This window comes from Streptomyces sp. Ag109_G2-15, from assembly GCF_900215565.1.
Taxonomy (GTDB): domain Bacteria; phylum Actinomycetota; class Actinomycetes; order Streptomycetales; family Streptomycetaceae; genus Streptomyces; species Streptomyces diastatochromogenes.
Genome location: NZ_OCNI01000001.1, coordinates 2,932,916 through 2,947,696 on the forward strand (window position 1 = coordinate 2,932,916; position 14,781 = coordinate 2,947,696).

General features: G+C 70.3%; 8 protein-coding genes and 1 tRNA gene. 1 reads left to right on the plus strand and 8 read right to left on the minus strand.

Features of this window, described 5'->3' with window-relative positions; translation table 11 throughout:
- Positions 1 to 282 precede the first annotated feature (282 nt).
- Positions 283 to 4,455: a WD40 repeat domain-containing protein gene (locus CRP49_RS13065; protein WP_097253532.1), complete on the plus strand. Its 4,173-nt coding sequence runs from the start codon at positions 283 to 285 to the stop codon at positions 4,453 to 4,455.
- 225 nt (positions 4,456 to 4,680) lie between these two features.
- On the opposite strand, the gene CRP49_RS13070 is transcribed toward CRP49_RS13065, so the two are convergent.
- From CRP49_RS13070 to dnaN, 8 genes are all read right to left on the minus strand, one after another.
- Positions 4,681 to 4,754: transfer RNA gene (locus CRP49_RS13070), tRNA-Ile, on the minus strand.
- Between the two features lie 112 nt (positions 4,755 to 4,866).
- Entirely contained in the window at positions 4,867 to 5,595 is a 729-nt protein-coding gene (locus tag CRP49_RS13075) for a DUF3566 domain-containing protein (RefSeq protein ID WP_097253533.1), read from the minus strand.
- Between the two features lie 18 nt (positions 5,596 to 5,613).
- The gene (gyrA, locus tag CRP49_RS13080; RefSeq protein WP_097253534.1) at positions 5,614 to 8,208 is read right to left on the minus strand and encodes a DNA gyrase subunit A; all 2,595 of its coding nucleotides are present in this window, start codon (positions 8,206 to 8,208) and stop codon (positions 5,614 to 5,616) included.
- A 42-nt stretch (positions 8,209 to 8,250) separates the two neighbouring features.
- Positions 8,251 to 10,320, minus strand: a complete 2,070-nt coding sequence (gene gyrB, locus CRP49_RS13085) for a DNA topoisomerase (ATP-hydrolyzing) subunit B (protein ID WP_097253535.1) — start codon at positions 10,318 to 10,320, stop codon at positions 8,251 to 8,253.
- A 364-nt stretch (positions 10,321 to 10,684) separates the two neighbouring features.
- Positions 10,685 to 11,230, minus strand: a complete 546-nt coding sequence (locus CRP49_RS13090) for a DUF721 domain-containing protein (protein ID WP_097253536.1) — start codon at positions 11,228 to 11,230, stop codon at positions 10,685 to 10,687.
- Complete coding sequence (gene recF, locus CRP49_RS13095; RefSeq protein ID WP_097253537.1) at positions 11,227 to 12,348, minus strand: DNA replication/repair protein RecF; 1,122 nt, start codon at positions 12,346 to 12,348, stop codon at positions 11,227 to 11,229. Before recF ends, CRP49_RS13090 begins: the two co-directional genes overlap by 4 nt.
- A 52-nt stretch (positions 12,349 to 12,400) precedes the next feature.
- A complete protein-coding gene (gene gnd / locus CRP49_RS13100; protein ID WP_097253538.1) occupies positions 12,401 to 13,276 on the minus strand; it encodes a phosphogluconate dehydrogenase (NAD(+)-dependent, decarboxylating) in 876 nt (291 codons plus the stop codon).
- Positions 13,277 to 13,477: 201 nt separating this feature from the next.
- On the minus strand, positions 13,478 to 14,608 hold the full coding sequence (gene dnaN / locus CRP49_RS13105) for a DNA polymerase III subunit beta (protein WP_094218648.1): 1,131 nt from the start codon (positions 14,606 to 14,608) through the stop codon (positions 13,478 to 13,480).
- Positions 14,609 to 14,781: the final 173 nt, after the last annotated feature.

Here is a 14,781-nt window from a genome sequence, read left to right on the forward strand (position 1 = left end):
TGCGTGTCCGAAGTGCGTGTCCGTGATGTCGCCTGGATGTCGCCGGCGCCCTCGGCGGAAGTTGACCGAGAACGTTCGATGCCTTGCTGTCTCTCCGAGCGCTGTGCAGGTGGCCTGTCCGGACGGTGTGTGACGAGCCGGATACCGCGTCGTGATCCTGCCATTTGTCGTCCAGAACGAGGAGGTTCCGGTCTCCGGACCACGGTGTAACCGCAGGTCAGCCGTATAGGGTGAGTTTTCCGGTCCGGACGTCCAGACACGGGGGGAGTAAGGGGTGGGACCTTGGGTTCCGACTCAGGGGCACGCATAGCCTTCGCCGAGCGCCTCGCGCTGCTGTACAAGGAGGCGGGCAACCCTCCCCTCAAGAGCGTGTCCGAGGCGGTCGTACGGCTGCAGCGGGTGGACGAGCGCGGGCGGCCCGTGCGGGTGTCCGCCCAGCGCATCAGCGACTGGCGGCGGGCCAAGAACGTACCGGCCCAGTTCGCCGCCCTCGCGGCCGTCCTGCAGATCCTGATCCCGGAGGCCCGGCGCGCGCGGCCCGTTCCCGCCTCCGGCGGCCTGTACGACATCGCGCAGTGGCAGCGCCTGTGGGAGCGCGCGCTGGCCGACCCGGCCGGCGAGCGCCCCGCGGTGCCCCCGGAGGAGAACCGGCGGCCACCGGCGGAGGCCCCGCCCGTCGCCGGCGGGGTGTGCCCGTACCGGGGTCTGGCTCCCTACCGCCAGGAGGACGCCCGCTGGTTCTTCGGGCGGGAGCGGAGCACGGAGGCCCTCGTGGCCCAGCTGCACTCCGCGGAGCGGTCGGGCGGTCTGATCATGCTCGTCGGCGCCTCGGGGGCCGGAAAGTCGTCGCTGCTGAACGCCGGTCTGGTGCCCGCGGTGCGGGGCGGCGCGCTCGGGGACGGCAGCGGCCGGCCGAGCGCCGTACTCCAGCTCGTGCCGGGCGCCGATCCGCTCGGCGAGCTGACCCGCCGCATCCCGGAACTCGCCTCCCTCGCGGCGGAGGCCCGGCAGGCCGAGGAAGAGGCCGCGGAGAACCCGACGGCACCGGGATCCGACGCTCCGCACTTCGCCGACGCGGTGCGTGCAGCCGTCACGGCGTGGGCGAGCAGGGAGACGTCCCCGGACGAGGGGACACCGGGCGACACCGCTACGGCCACCCCCGCCGACGCATCCCGGACCACCCGCGCCGGCACCTCCCCGGCCACCCGCCCGATCACCCCCGCATCCCCGACCACGGCCGTGACCGTGTCCGGCAGCGGCCGCCCGGTCATCATCGTCGACCAGTTCGAAGAGACCTTCACCCTCTGCCCCGACGAGCCCAACCGCCGCACCTTCCTCCAGTTCCTGCACGCGGCCTGCACCCCGCCCGCCGACTCGCCGACGGACGCCCTTGCCCCCGTCCTCGTCGTCCTCGGCATCCGCGCCGACTTCTACGAGCAGTGCCTGGGCTACCCGGAGCTGGCCGACGCGCTGCAGCACCGGCACATGGTGCTCGGGCCGCTGACCACCGCCGAGCTGCGCGAGGCGGTGACCGGACCCGCCAAGGCCGTGGGACTGGAGCTGGAACCGGGGCTGGCCGAGCTGATCGTGCGGGAGGTGAGCGCCGACGGCCCGCGCGGAGCGCACGACTCCGGGGTGCTCCCGCTCCTCTCGCACGCCCTGCTCGCCACCTGGCAGCGCCGCAAGTCGGGACGGCTGACCCTGGCCGGCTACCGCGCGGCCGGCGGCATCCAGGGCGCGGTCGCGGCGACCGCCGAGCGCGCCTGGTCCAGCCTCGACCCCGCCGCCCGCACGGCCGCCCGGCTGCTCCTGCTGCGGCTCGTCCGGCTGGGCGAGGACACCCAGGCCACGCGCCGGCGCGGGACACGGCGCCAGTTGGCGCAGGAGTCGGCGGACCCCGGCAAGACGGAGGAGTCGCTGGAGGCGCTGGTGCGCGCCCGGCTGGTGACGCTCGACGCGGAGACCGTGGAGATCACCCACGAGGCGCTGCTGCACGCCTGGCCGCGGCTGCGCCACTGGATCGACGAGGACCGCAGCGACCATCTGGTGCGCCAGCGGCTGGAGGAGGACGGCCGCGCCTGGGAGGCCTCGGCCCGGGACAGCTCGCTGCTCTACCGCGGCTCCCGCCTGGAACAGGCCCGCGGCTGGGCGAAGTCCGCCGGGGACACCTATCTGACCCGCAGCGCGGTGCAGTTCCTGGCCGCCTCGGTCCGGCTGCGCAAGCGCACGGTCCTGATCAGCCGCGGGGCCGTGGCGGCGCTGGTGGTCCTCGCCGTGCTCGCCGCCGGCTCCGCGGTGGTGGCGTGGCAGCAGCGGGACGACGCCGTGTTCGAACAGGTGCTCGCCGAGGCGGACCGGGTCCAGCACACGGACCCCTCGCTGGCCGCCCAGCTCGACCTGGTGGCCCATCGCCTGCGGTCGGGCGACGAGGGGACGTACAGCCGTCTGATCTCGATCGTGAACGCGCCCCTGGCCACCCCCCTGCTCGGCCACACCGGCGCCGTCTACCTCACCTCCTTCAGCCCCGACGGCAAGACGCTGGCCACGGCCAGCTACGACCGGACCGTCCGCCTGTGGAACGTGGCCGACCGCAGCCATCCCAAGCCGCTCGGCAAGCCCCTCACCGGGCACACCAGCTGGGTGAGCAGCGCGGTCTTCAGCCCGGACGGGCACACCCTGGCCAGCGCCGGCGACGACGGAACGATCCGGCTGTGGGACGTCCGCGACCCCGCCCACCCGGTGCCGCTGGGCAAGCCGCTGACCGGCCACACGGGCACGATCTACCTGGTCGCCTTCAGCCCCGACGGCCGGACGCTGGCCTCCGCGAGCGAGGACCGCACCGTCCGGCTGTGGAACGTGGCCGACCCGAGCCGGCCCGAGCCGCTGCGCACGCTCGGTGGTCACACGGCGGCGGTGCGCTGCGTGGCGTTCAGCCCCGACGGGCGCACGCTCGCGGCGGGCGGCGACGACGACACCGTCCGGCTGTGGAACACGGCCGATCCCCGGCACCCGAAGCCCCTGCCCACGGTGCTGACCGGCCACACGGACATCGTGCACTCGGTGGCCTTCAGCCCCGACGGCCGCACGCTCGCCAGCGGCAGCGCGGACGACACCATCCGCCTGTGGCAGGTCTCCGACCCGGCGCACGCGGCCCCGATCGGCTCCCCGCTCACCGGGCACACCGGCCCCATCTGGTCGGTGGCCTTCAGCCCCGACGGCAAGAGGCTCGCCGCGGCCAGCGCGGACAGCACCGCGAGCCTGTGGAACGTCAGCGATCCGGCCTCCCCCTCGCAGGTCGGCGAACCGCTCGCGGGCAGCAGCGGCGAGATGTACGCCCTGGGCTTCAGCCCCGACGGCAAGACCCTCGCCACCGGCAGCGGGGACAGCAAGGTCCGCCTGTGGTCGGTACCGACGCAGGACATGATCGGCCGCAGCGGGGCCTTCCGCCCGGACGGGAAGGTCCTCGCCACGTCCGCGCACGACGGCAGGGTCCGGCTGTGGAACGTGTCGGCTCCCGACCGGCCCGTGTCCCTGAGCAAACCGTTCATGCCCGCGGACGGCTACCAGCGTGCGCTGGTGTTCTCCCCCGACGGCCGCACCCTCGCCGTACGGACCGGGCACGCGGCGCTGTACCTGTGGAACGTCACCGACCCGGCCCACCCGGTCCCGGCCAGGCCGCCCCTCGCCCTGCACACCCGCTTCGCGGGCCACAACTCGATGGCCTACAGCCCCGACGGCCGCATCCTGGCCACCGCCTACGACGACAACACCATCCAGCTGTGGAACGTCGCCGACCCCTCCCGTGCCGTCCCGCTCGGCAAGCCGCTCACCGGCTACCGGGGCTACGTCAACGCCCTCGCCTTCAGCCCGGACGGGCGCACGCTCGCCAGCGGCAGCGCGGACCGCACCGTCCTGCTGTGGAACGTCACGGACCCGGCCCGTCCCGCCCGGACCGGTCACCCGCTCACGGGGCACACCGGCCCGATCAACGCGCTCGCCTACAGCCCCGACGGCCGCACCCTGGCCAGCGGCAGCGACGACGACACCGTACGGCTCTGGGACGTCACCGACCCCTCCTCGGCCAGGGCGCTGGGCTCCCCGCTCACCGGCCACACCGAGGCGGTCACGTCCCTGACGTTCGCCGCATCCGGCCAGACCCTGGCGAGCGGCGGCAACGACAACACGGTCCGCCTGTGGAACGTCACCGACCCCTCCTCGGCCACCCCCATCGGCCAGTCCATGAGCCCCTACGCCAAGACGGGCAACTTCCTGTCCTTCAGCCCCAACAGCCACGTCCTCGGGGTGTCCAGCGGCGCCGACACGGTCCGCCTGTGGCGCCTGGACGCCGACCGGGCCATCAAGCACATCTGCTCGGTGACCAGCGGCGTTCTGACCCCGGAGAGGTGGCACGAGTACCTCCCCCGCCTGTCGTACGACCCCCCGTGCGCCGACTGACCGATCAAGATCAGCCAACTACCCCAACCAACAGACCCGTTATCTCCCGCAGGCCGCCCAACCTTGTTACCCTTGGCCATAGCCCGATCGCTGGTGCATCCCCCGTCGCCAGCGGTCGGGCCTTTTTTCGTACCGTGAAGCGGAAGCCGCACTGCGAAGTCCGCGCCGCAGAAGCTTCGAACGCCGAAGACCCCCGGCCCAAGTGGACCGGGGGTCTTCGTTCTGTGGGGCTAACAGGATTTGAACCTGTGGCCTCATCCTTATCAGGGATGCGCTCTAACCAACTGAGCTATAGCCCCGCCGCGCTCTGCGGTGTGTGTCCCGCGCGCTGACTCCTGAAGATTAGCGCACGAGGGGGGCAGTCCCAAAATCGGTTGTTGGGGGACTGTCAGGAGAGTCCGGCAGGTGGGGTCACTCGTCCTCGGCCAGCGTCAGCTCGATGCCGCCCACGAAGCCCGCGGAGAGGTTGTAGATGAAGGCGCCGAGGGTGGCCAGAGCCGTCGCGAGGACCACGTCGATCACCGCGATGATCGCCGTGAACGTCAGGACGTGCGGGAGCGAGAGAAAGGCCTGGAGGTCGAAGCCGTTCGCCTCGTTGGAGCCCGTCGCCTCCGAGATCGTGCCGCCGACCGTCGAGAACACGCCCATCGCGTCCATGACCATCCACAGCACCGCCGAGGCGACGACCGTGCAGATGCCGAGCGCGATGGACAGCAGGAAGCTGACCTTCATCACCGACCACGGGTCGGCCTTGGCGACACGCAGTCGCGCCTTGCGCGTGCGCGGCGCGGTCTTCGCGCCGGTGCGCGGCCGGCGCACGGCCCCGGCGGGGGCCTGCGCCGGATAGGCCTGCGGCGGGTGGTAGGGCTCGGCGGGCTCGGGCCGGCGCTCGCCGGGCAGCGGGGACGCCTGCTGCCGCTCGGCGGGGCCGGGCTGGGCCTGCGGGCCGCGGGTGTCCGTCACAGTTCCCCCCTGGGATCCATGCGTGTCGGGCGAGGACGAGTCGGCCTTGCCTGCGTCGATCTTGCGCAGCTGGGTCGTGTGCGGGTCCCCCGCACGCGCGGCGGAGCCACGGCCGCCGCCGTCCGTTTCCGTACCCACAGAGGTACCGGCCGATCCCGCGCCCGTGGCTCCGCTCACGATGACTCACTCCTCGTGCTACTCGGCCGAGGGCGCCTCACCCTCGTCCGTGCCGGTGGTCGCGGCACCCTCGGCGGTCTCGTCCACGGCATCCTCGCCGTCGACCTCCTCCGCCTCGCGCCCCGCCTCGGCGTTACGTGCGATACCGACCACGGCATCGCGCTTGCCCAGGTTGATCAGTTGGACGCCCATGGTGTCACGGCCCGTCTCCCTGACCTCGTTGACTCGCGTACGAATCACACCGCCGGACAGGGTGATCGCGAGGATCTCGTCGTTCTCCTCGACAATCAGCGCGCCGACGAGAGAACCACGGTCCTCCACGATCTTGGCGGCCTTGATGCCGAGGCCGCCGCGACCCTGGACGCGGTACTCGTCGACGGCGGTCCGCTTCGCGTACCCGCCGTCCGTCGCAGTGAACACGAACGTACCGGGTCGAACAACATTCATCGACAGAAGTTCATCGCTCTCGCGGAAACTCATCCCCTTGACGCCGGAGGTGGCGCGGCCCATCGGGCGCAGGGTGTCGTCCGAGGCGGTGAACCTGATCGACTGTGCCTTCCTGCTGATCAGAAGCAGATCGTCGTCGGCCGACACCAGCTCGGCGCCGATCAGCTCGTCGTCCGAGCCGTCCTCGCGCTCGCGCAGGTTGATCGCGATCACACCGCCGGAGCGGGGCGAATCGTAATCCTTCAGAGGCGTCTTCTTAACCAGGCCGGACTTGGTGGCCAGGACCAGGTACGGCGCCGCCTCGTAGTCGCGGATCGCGAGGATCTCGGCGATCGCCTCGTCCGGCTGGAAGGCGAGCAGGTTCGCCACGTGCTGGCCGCGCGCGTCCCGGCCGGCCTCGGGCAGCTCGTACGCCTTCGCCCGGTACACCCGGCCCTTGTTGGTGAAGAAGAGCAGCCAGTGGTGCGTGGTGGAGACGAAGAAGTGGTCGACGATGTCGTCTTCCTTCAGCTTCGTGCCGCGCACGCCCTTGCCGCCGCGCTTCTGCGCCCGGTAGTCGTCCGTCTTCGTCCGCTTGACGTAACCGCCGCGCGAGACGGTGACGACGATGTCCTCCTCGGCGATCAGGTCCTCGATGGACATGTCGCCCTCGTACGGGATCAGCTTGGTCTGGCGGTCGTTGCCGTACTTCTCGACGATCGCGGCCAGCTCCTCGCTGACGATCCCGCGCTGGCGGACCGGGGAGGCAAGGATCTCGTTGTACTCGTTGATCTTCGCCTGGAGTTCGTCGTGCTCCTGGACGATCTTCTGGCGCTCCAGGGCGGCCAGCCGGCGCAACTGCATCTCGAGGATGGCGTTCGCCTGGATCTCGTCGATCTCCAGGAGGCCCATCAGGCCGGTGCGCGCGACGTCGACGGTCTCACTGCGCCGGATCAGCGCGATGACCTCGTCGATGGCGTCCAGGGCCTTCAGCAGACCGCGCAGGATGTGGGCGCGCTCCTCGGCCTTGCGCAGCCGGAAGCGGGTCCGGCGGACGACGACCTCGATCTGGTGCGTCACCCAGTGGCGGATGAACGCGTCCAGGGACAGGGTGCGCGGCACGCCGTCGACCAGCGCCAGCATGTTGGCGCCGAAGTTCGTCTGCAGGTCGGTGTGCTTGTACAGGTTGTTCAGGACGACCTTGGCGACCGCGTCCCGCTTGAGGACGATCACCAGGCGCTGGCCCGTACGGGACGACGTCTCGTCGCGGACGTCCGCGATGCCGCCGATCTTGCCGTCCTTCACCAGGTCGGCGATCTTCTGCGCCAGGTTGTCCGGGTTGACCTGGTACGGCAGCTCGGTGACCACCAGGCACTGGCGGTTCTGGATCTCCTCGACCTCGACCACCGCGCGCATCGTGATGGAGCCGCGGCCGGTGCGGTACGCCTCCTCGATGCCCTTGCGGCCCACAACGAGCGCGCCGGTCGGGAAGTCCGGGCCCTTGATGCGCTCGATGAGCGCGTCCAGCAGCTCCTCGTGCGAGGCCTCCGGGTTCTCCAGGCACCACTGGGCGCCGGCCGCGACCTCGCGCAGGTTGTGCGACGGGATGTTGGTCGCCATGCCGACCGCGATACCGGCCGAGCCGTTGATCAGCAGGTTCGGGAAGCGGGAGGGCAGAACGGTCGGCTCCTGGGAGCGGCCGTCGTAGTTGTCCGTGAAGTCGACGGTCTCCTCGTCGATGTCGCGGACCATCTCCATCGACAGCGGCGCCATCTTGCACTCGGTGTAGCGCATGGCGGCGGCCGGGTCGTTGCCCGGAGAGCCGAAGTTGCCGTTGGAGTCCACCAGCGGCATCCGCATCGACCACGGCTGGGCGAGGCGCACCAGGGCGTCGTAGATCGAGGAGTCGCCGTGCGGGTGGTAGTTACCCATGACGTCACCGACGACACGGGCGCACTTGTAGAAGCCACGCTCGGGGCGGTAGCCGCCGTCGTACATCGCGTACAGCACACGGCGGTGGACGGGCTTGAGACCGTCCCGGACGTCGGGCAGCGCGCGGGACACGATGACGGACATCGCGTAGTCGAGGTACGAGCGCTGCATCTCCGTCTCGAGCCCGACGGGCTCGATGCGTACGGTCGCGTCGCCGCCCTCTTCAGGGGTGACTGGAGTGTTCTCGTCGGCCATTGCTGGTCAAGATCCTTTCTGGTGCGGTCAGCTGAGACCGACTCAGATGTCGAGGAAGCGGACGTCCTTGGCGTTGCGCTGGATGAACGCGCGGCGGGCCTCGACGTCCTCGCCCATCAGGACCGAGAACAGGTCGTCGGCCTGGGCGGCGTCGTCGAGGGTGACCTGGCCGAGGACGCGGTGCTCGATGTCCATGGTGGTCACGCGCAGCTCCTCGGCGTTCATCTCGCCGAGACCCTTGAAGCGCTGGATCGAGTCCTCGCGAACCCGCTTGCCGCGCTGACGGCCCATCTCCAGCAGGGCGTCGCGCTCGCGGTCCGAGTACGCGTACTCGACGTCCTCCCGGCCCCACTTGATCTTGTACAGCGGCGGGCGGGACAGGAACACGTGCCCGGCCTCGACCAGCGGCCGCATGAAGCGGAACAGGAAGGTCAGCAGCAGGGTGTTGATGTGCTGGCCGTCGACGTCGGCGTCCGCCATCAGGATGATCTTGTGATAGCGGAGCTTCTCGATGTCGAAGTCCTCGTGCACGCCCGTACCGAAGGCGGAGATCAGCGCCTGGATCTCCTGGTTCTGCAGGATCTTGTCGATCCTGGCCTTCTCGACGTTGAGGATCTTGCCGCGGATCGGGAGGATCGCCTGGTACTGCGGGTTACGGCCGGACTTGGCCGAGCCGCCGGCGGAGTCACCCTCGACGATGAAGATCTCGCACTTGGTGGGGTCGTTGGACTGGCAGTCGGAGAGCTTGCCCGGCAGGGACGCCGACTCCAGCAGGCCCTTGCGGCGGGTGAGGTCGCGGGCCTTGCGGGCCGCCACGCGCGCGGTGGCCGCCTGGATGCCCTTGCGGATGATGTCCGCGGCCTCGACCGGGTTGCGGTCCAGCCAGTCGTTGAGGTGCTCGTAGACCGCCCTCTGCACGAAGGTCTTGGCCTCCGTGTTGCCCAGCTTGGTCTTGGTCTGGCCCTCGAACTGCGGCTCGCTCAGCTTGACCGAGATGATCGCGGTCAGACCCTCACGGATGTCGTCGCCGGTGAGGTTGTCGTCCTTCTCGCGCAGCAGCTTCTTGTCGCGCGCGTACTTGTTGATCAGCGAGGTCAGCGCGGCGCGGAAGCCCTCTTCGTGGGTACCGCCCTCGTGGGTGTGGATGATGTTCGCGAAGGAGTACACGCCCTCGGTGTAGCCGCTGTTCCACTGCATCGCGACCTCGAGGGACAGGCTCTTGTCCTTGTCCTCGGCCTCCAGGTCGATCACGGTGGGGTGCACCGCCTCTCCCTTGCGGGAGTTGAGGTACTTCACGAAGTCGACGATGCCGCCCTCGTAGTGGTACGTGACCGACTTGACCTCGGCCTTCTCGTCCGCACCCGCCTCGTCCGCACCGCTGGTGGCCTTCGCCGACTCGCGCTCGTCAGTGAGTTTGATCGTCAAACCCTTGTTGAGGAACGCCATCTCCTGGAAGCGCCGCGACAGCGTCTCGAAGGAGTACTCGGTGGTCTCGAAGATGTCCGGGTCGGCCCAGAAGGTGACCGAGGTACCGGTCTCGTCCGTCGCCTCGTGCTGGTCGAGCGGGGCCGTCGGGACACCGAGCTTGTAGTCCTGCGTCCAGCGGTGGCCGTCGGTCCTGATCTCGACGGCGACCTTCGTGGACAGCGCGTTCACGACGGACACACCCACACCGTGCAGACCGCCGGAGACGGCGTAACCGCCGCCGCCGAACTTGCCGCCCGCGTGCAGCACGGTCAGCACGACCTCGACGGCCGGCTTGCCCTCGGAGGGGACGATGCCCACGGGGATGCCACGGCCGTTGTCGACGACGCGCACACCGCCGTCGGGGAGGATCGTCACGTCGATGGTGTCCGCGTAGCCGGCCAGCGCCTCGTCGACCGAGTTGTCGACGACCTCGTACACCAGGTGGTGCAGACCGCGCTCGCCCGTGGAGCCGATGTACATGCCGGGCCGCTTGCGGACCGCGTCCAGCCCTTCGAGCACGGTGATGGCGCTGGCGTCGTAGGACGCGGAGGCGGTGGCCTCGGCATTCACGCCGGCGTCGGTGGACGGGATGTTCTCGTTGGGGTTGCCGGAATCGGCCACGAAGCGCCCTTTCTGGCACAGCACGAGCCGGGCTCGTCGGCGGGTTGCCGGAGCGGCTGCGGCATGTTGCGTTGGTAAGCCTTGATCAGCGTTGCTCAGCTTTTCCCGGGCGGTCCCCACGATTGGGGCGGGATTGGCTTCCAGTCTACCGGTAGCGCCGACAGTGATGGGGGTTTGCCGGTACCTGAGTCCGCATGTGCCGCCCTCAACCGGTCTCGGCCGGGTACCGATATACGGAAGGGGGCTCCAAGCGGCTCACAGCGCCACTCAGCGCTTCGGGCCGTCAACCCTTGGCTACTGGGGGGTCAGCTCGTGATCCACACCTGCGCACGGGGGTGCGACAGGGGGTGCGACGGCACCGCTCATCGATCGGGTGACGTGAGGTACGTCACCCGTAGGTATCGCCCGGACCCGTGCTTCCCGGAGCCCTGAGCGGGCCGTAACGCCGGGCGGGACCACCGGGACCGTTGACCTTGAGCAGACGGACCGTGCCGTGGCCGAGGTCCTCGTTGAGCCGGGCGACCAGGGTCGGAGCCAGCAGCCGCAGCTGGGTGGCCCACGCCGTCGAGTCGCACTGCACGGACAGCACCCGCTCGTCCTCGTCGTACCGCTGCGGCACGCAGTGCTTGGCCAGGTCCTCGCCGACGATCTGCGGCCAGCGGCCCATGACACCGCCCACCGCGGCCGGCGTCTCCCAGCCGCGCTCGGTGAGCAGCCGGTTGATCGCGGCACCGAGCGCCATCGGGTCCCGTCCGTCGGCACGCGCGCCGGAGCGCAGACCGCCGCCGCGCCGCGCCTGCTTCTTCTGCCGCGCCGCGTCCCCACGCGCGCGTGCCTGCTCCTTCGCGGCGCGCAACGCCACGCGCGCGAGGTCGACACCGGAGGGCTCCGGTGACTTCTTCGGGTCCTTCGGGGCGGGTTCGTCGGTGCTCATACGCGCTCCACCGTCCCGTCGGCCACCGCATAGCGGGCGCCGACCAGTACATGCGGTACGTCGTCGTCCACGGCGGCGGTGACCAGCACCTGCTCGCCGGGCGCGACCAGCTCGGCCAGCCGCTCACGGCGGCGGGCGTCCAGTTCGGCGAAGACGTCGTCCAGGATCAGCACCGGCTCGTTGCCCTCCGCGCGCAGCAGGTCGTACGAGGCCAGGCGCAGGGCGAGGGCGTAGGACCAGGACTCGCCGTGGGAGGCGTACCCCTTGGCGGGCAGCTGACCGAGTTTGAGAATCAAATCGTCTCGATGCGGCCCCACGAGGGTGACGCCCCGCTCGATCTCCTGCTTGCGCGCCTCCGCCAGAGCCGCCATCAGCTGGGCGTAGAGGTCCTCGCGCGTGTGCGCCTCGCCGGGCGCGGACGGCTTGTACTCCAGCGCGATCGGACCACCGCCGGGGGCCAGCTGCTCGTACGCCTTGTCGGCCAGCGGCTGCAGCGCGGCGACCAGATCCAGACGCTGGGCGAGCAGCTCGGCGCCCGCGCGCGCGAGGTGCTGGTCCCACACGTCGAGCGTGGACAGATCCATGGAGCGGCCGCCGTGCCTACGGGCCAGCGCGGCCGTCTTGAGGAGCGTGTTGCGCTGCTTGAGCACCCGCTCGTAGTCGGAGCGCACACCCGCCATGCGCGGGGAGCGCGCGGTGATCAGCTCGTCCAGGAACCGGCGCCGCTCACCGGGATCGCCCTTGACCAGCGCGAGGTCCTCCGGCGCGAACAGCACCGTCCGTACGATCCCCAGCACGTCCCTCGGCCTGACCTGCGAGGACCGGTTGATACGGGCCCGGTTGGCCCGGCCGGGGTTCAGCTCCAGCTCGACCAGCTGCTGCCGCTCGCCCTGTCTGACCTGCGCCCGGATGACGGCCCGCTCGGCACCCATGCGGACCAGGGGCGCGTCGGAGGCGACGCGGTGGCTGCCGAGGGTGGCGAGGTAGCCCACCGCCTCGACCAGATTGGTCTTGCCCTGCCCGTTGGGGCCGACGAAGGCGGTGACGCCCGGGTCGAGCGGAACTTCGACCCGGGCGTACGAGCGGAAGTCGGCCAGCGAAAGATGCGTGACGTGCATGGTCGTTCGCCGACCTCCCCCAGGGTTGTGGATCGCTGAGCGACCCGGTGGATTACTTCTTCTCTACGGCGTGGCCGCCGAACTGGTTGCGCAGCGCGGCGATCATCTTCATCTGCGGCGAGTCCTCCTGACGGGAGGCGAACCGCGCGAACAGCGACGCGGTGATCGCGGGAAGCGGCACCGCGTTGTCGATGGCGGCTTCCACAGTCCAGCGTCCCTCACCGGAGTCCTGTGCATAACCGCGCAGGTCGCCGAGGTGCTCGTCCTCGTCGAGGGCGTTCACCGCGAGGTCCAGCAGCCAGGACCGGATAACCGTGCCCTCCTGCCAGGAGCGGAAGACCTCGCGGACGTTCTCCACGGAGTCGACCTTCTCCAGCAGCTCCCAGCCCTCGGCGTAGGCCTGCATCATGGCGTACTCGATGCCGTTGTGGACCATCTTCGCGAAGTGGCCCGCGCCGACCTTGCCCGCGTGCACCGAACCGAAGTCGCCCTCCGGCTTGAGCGCGTCGAAGACCGGCTGCACCTTGGCGACGTTCTCGGCGTCGCCGCCGTACATCAGCGCGTACCCGTTCTCCAGGCCCCAGACGCCGCCGGAGACACCGCAGTCGACGAAGCCTATGCCCTTGGCGGCCAGCTCCTCGGCGTGCTTCTCGTCGTCCGTCCAGCGGGAGTTGCCGCCGTCCACGACCACGTCGCCGGGCTCCAGCAGCTCGGCGAGCTGGTCGATCGTGGACTGCGTGGGCTCGCCGGCCGGGACCATCACCCAGACCACGCGCGGACCGCTGAGCTTGCCCACAAGCTCTTCCAGGCTGTGGACATCCGCGAGGTCGGCGTTGCGGTCGTATCCGAGGACGGTGTGGCCCGCGCGGCGGATCCGCTCGCGCATGTTGCCGCCCATCTTGCCGAGGCCGACGAGACCGAGCTCCATCAGTTGTGTTCCTTAGGTTGCTGTGTGGTGTGTGGGGCACCTGCGTACCCGGTCCGAGCCTAGTCGTGGCCCCTCACGCACAGCTGTGGGCATACGCGCTCACCTGCGACTTTGGCGCCGGGTCGCGCAGCCCACCCCCGCCCAACCACAGCACCGGGCACCCACAGGGGCGCCCAGCGCTGTGCACAACTGTGGACAACCTCAGCCGCTGAGCCGCACCGGCATGATCAGGTACTTGTACGCGTCGTCGGCCTCAGCGTCCACCGCCGGCTTCCCGCTCAGCAGCGCCGGCTTCGTGGACGTCGTGAACGACAGCTGCGCCACCGGAGAGTCGATCGCGCTCAGACCGTCCAGCAGGAACGTCGGGTTGAAGGCGATCGAGATGTCGTCGCCCTCCAGCTGCGCGTCCACCCTTTCCACAGCCTGTGCGTCGTCGCTGGAGCCCGCCTCCAGGATCAGCACACCCTGCTCGAAGCTCAGCCGCACCGGGGTGTTGCGCTCGGCGACCAGGGCCACACGCTTGACGGCCTCCACGAAGGGGGCGGTCTCGATCACGGCGACGGAGTTGAACTCGGTCGGGAACAGCGTGCGGTACTTCGGCAGGTCGCCCTCGAGGAGACGCGTGGTCGTACGACGGCCCGCGCCCTCGAAACCGATCAGGCCCTCGCCCGCGCCCGAGCCGGACAGCGCCAGCGTGACGCTGTCACCGGCGCCGAGCGACTTGGCGGTGTCCAGGAGCGTCTTGGCCGGGACCAGGGCGACCGCGGAGGCGTCCGGGTTCTCGGGCTTCCACAGGAACTCGCGGACCGCGAAGCGGTAGCGGTCGGTGGAGGCCAGGGTGACCGTGTCGCCCTCGATCTCGATGCGCACACCGGTGAGGACGGGCAGCGTGTCGTCACGGCCGGCGGCGATGGCCACCTGGGAGACGGCGGCCGCGAAGACCTCGCCGGGGACGGTGCCCGTGGCGTTCGGCATCTGCGGCAGGGCCGGGTACTCCTCCACAGGCAGGGTGTGGAGGGTGAACCGCGAGGAGCCGCAGACCACGGTCGCCCGTACACCGTCTGTGGAAATCTCCACCGGGCGGTTGGGGAGAGCGCGGGAGATGTCGGCGAGCAGGCGGCCGGAGACGAGGACCGTGCCCTCCTCCTCGACCTCGGCCTCGACGCTCACCTTGGCGGAGACCTCGTAGTCGAAGCTCGACAGGCTCAGCTGGCCGTCCTCCGCCTTCAGCAGCAGGCCGGCGAGGACAGGCGCCGGCGGACGGGCCGGGAGGCTGCGTGCTGCCCACGCCACTGCCTCCGCGAGTACGTCGCGTTCCACCCGGATCTTCACCGTAAGCCGCCTCCTGCTGTTGCTACTGAGTCCTCCGACTCGGTGTCACCGCCCACTGCGAAGGGCAGGACACCGGGGACCAGTCTGACGCACCGCACTGACAGTAGGTGCCTGTCGGGGTCAAGTCGGTCCGAGGGGCAGCCGGGCTCGGGAGAGCAAGTTGTGCACAGGCC

Coding starts and splice junctions, on each gene's coding strand:
- gyrA (WP_097253534.1), bottom strand. CDS start 8,208: ATGGCCGACGAGAACACTCCAGTCACCCCTGAAGAGGGCGGCGACGCG.
- CRP49_RS13090 (WP_097253536.1), bottom strand. CDS start 11,230: ATGAGCACCGACGAACCCGCCCCGAAGGACCCGAAGAAGTCACCGGAG.
- recF (WP_097253537.1), bottom strand. CDS start 12,348: ATGCACGTCACGCATCTTTCGCTGGCCGACTTCCGCTCGTACGCCCGG.
- gnd (WP_097253538.1), bottom strand. CDS start 13,276: ATGGAGCTCGGTCTCGTCGGCCTCGGCAAGATGGGCGGCAACATGCGC.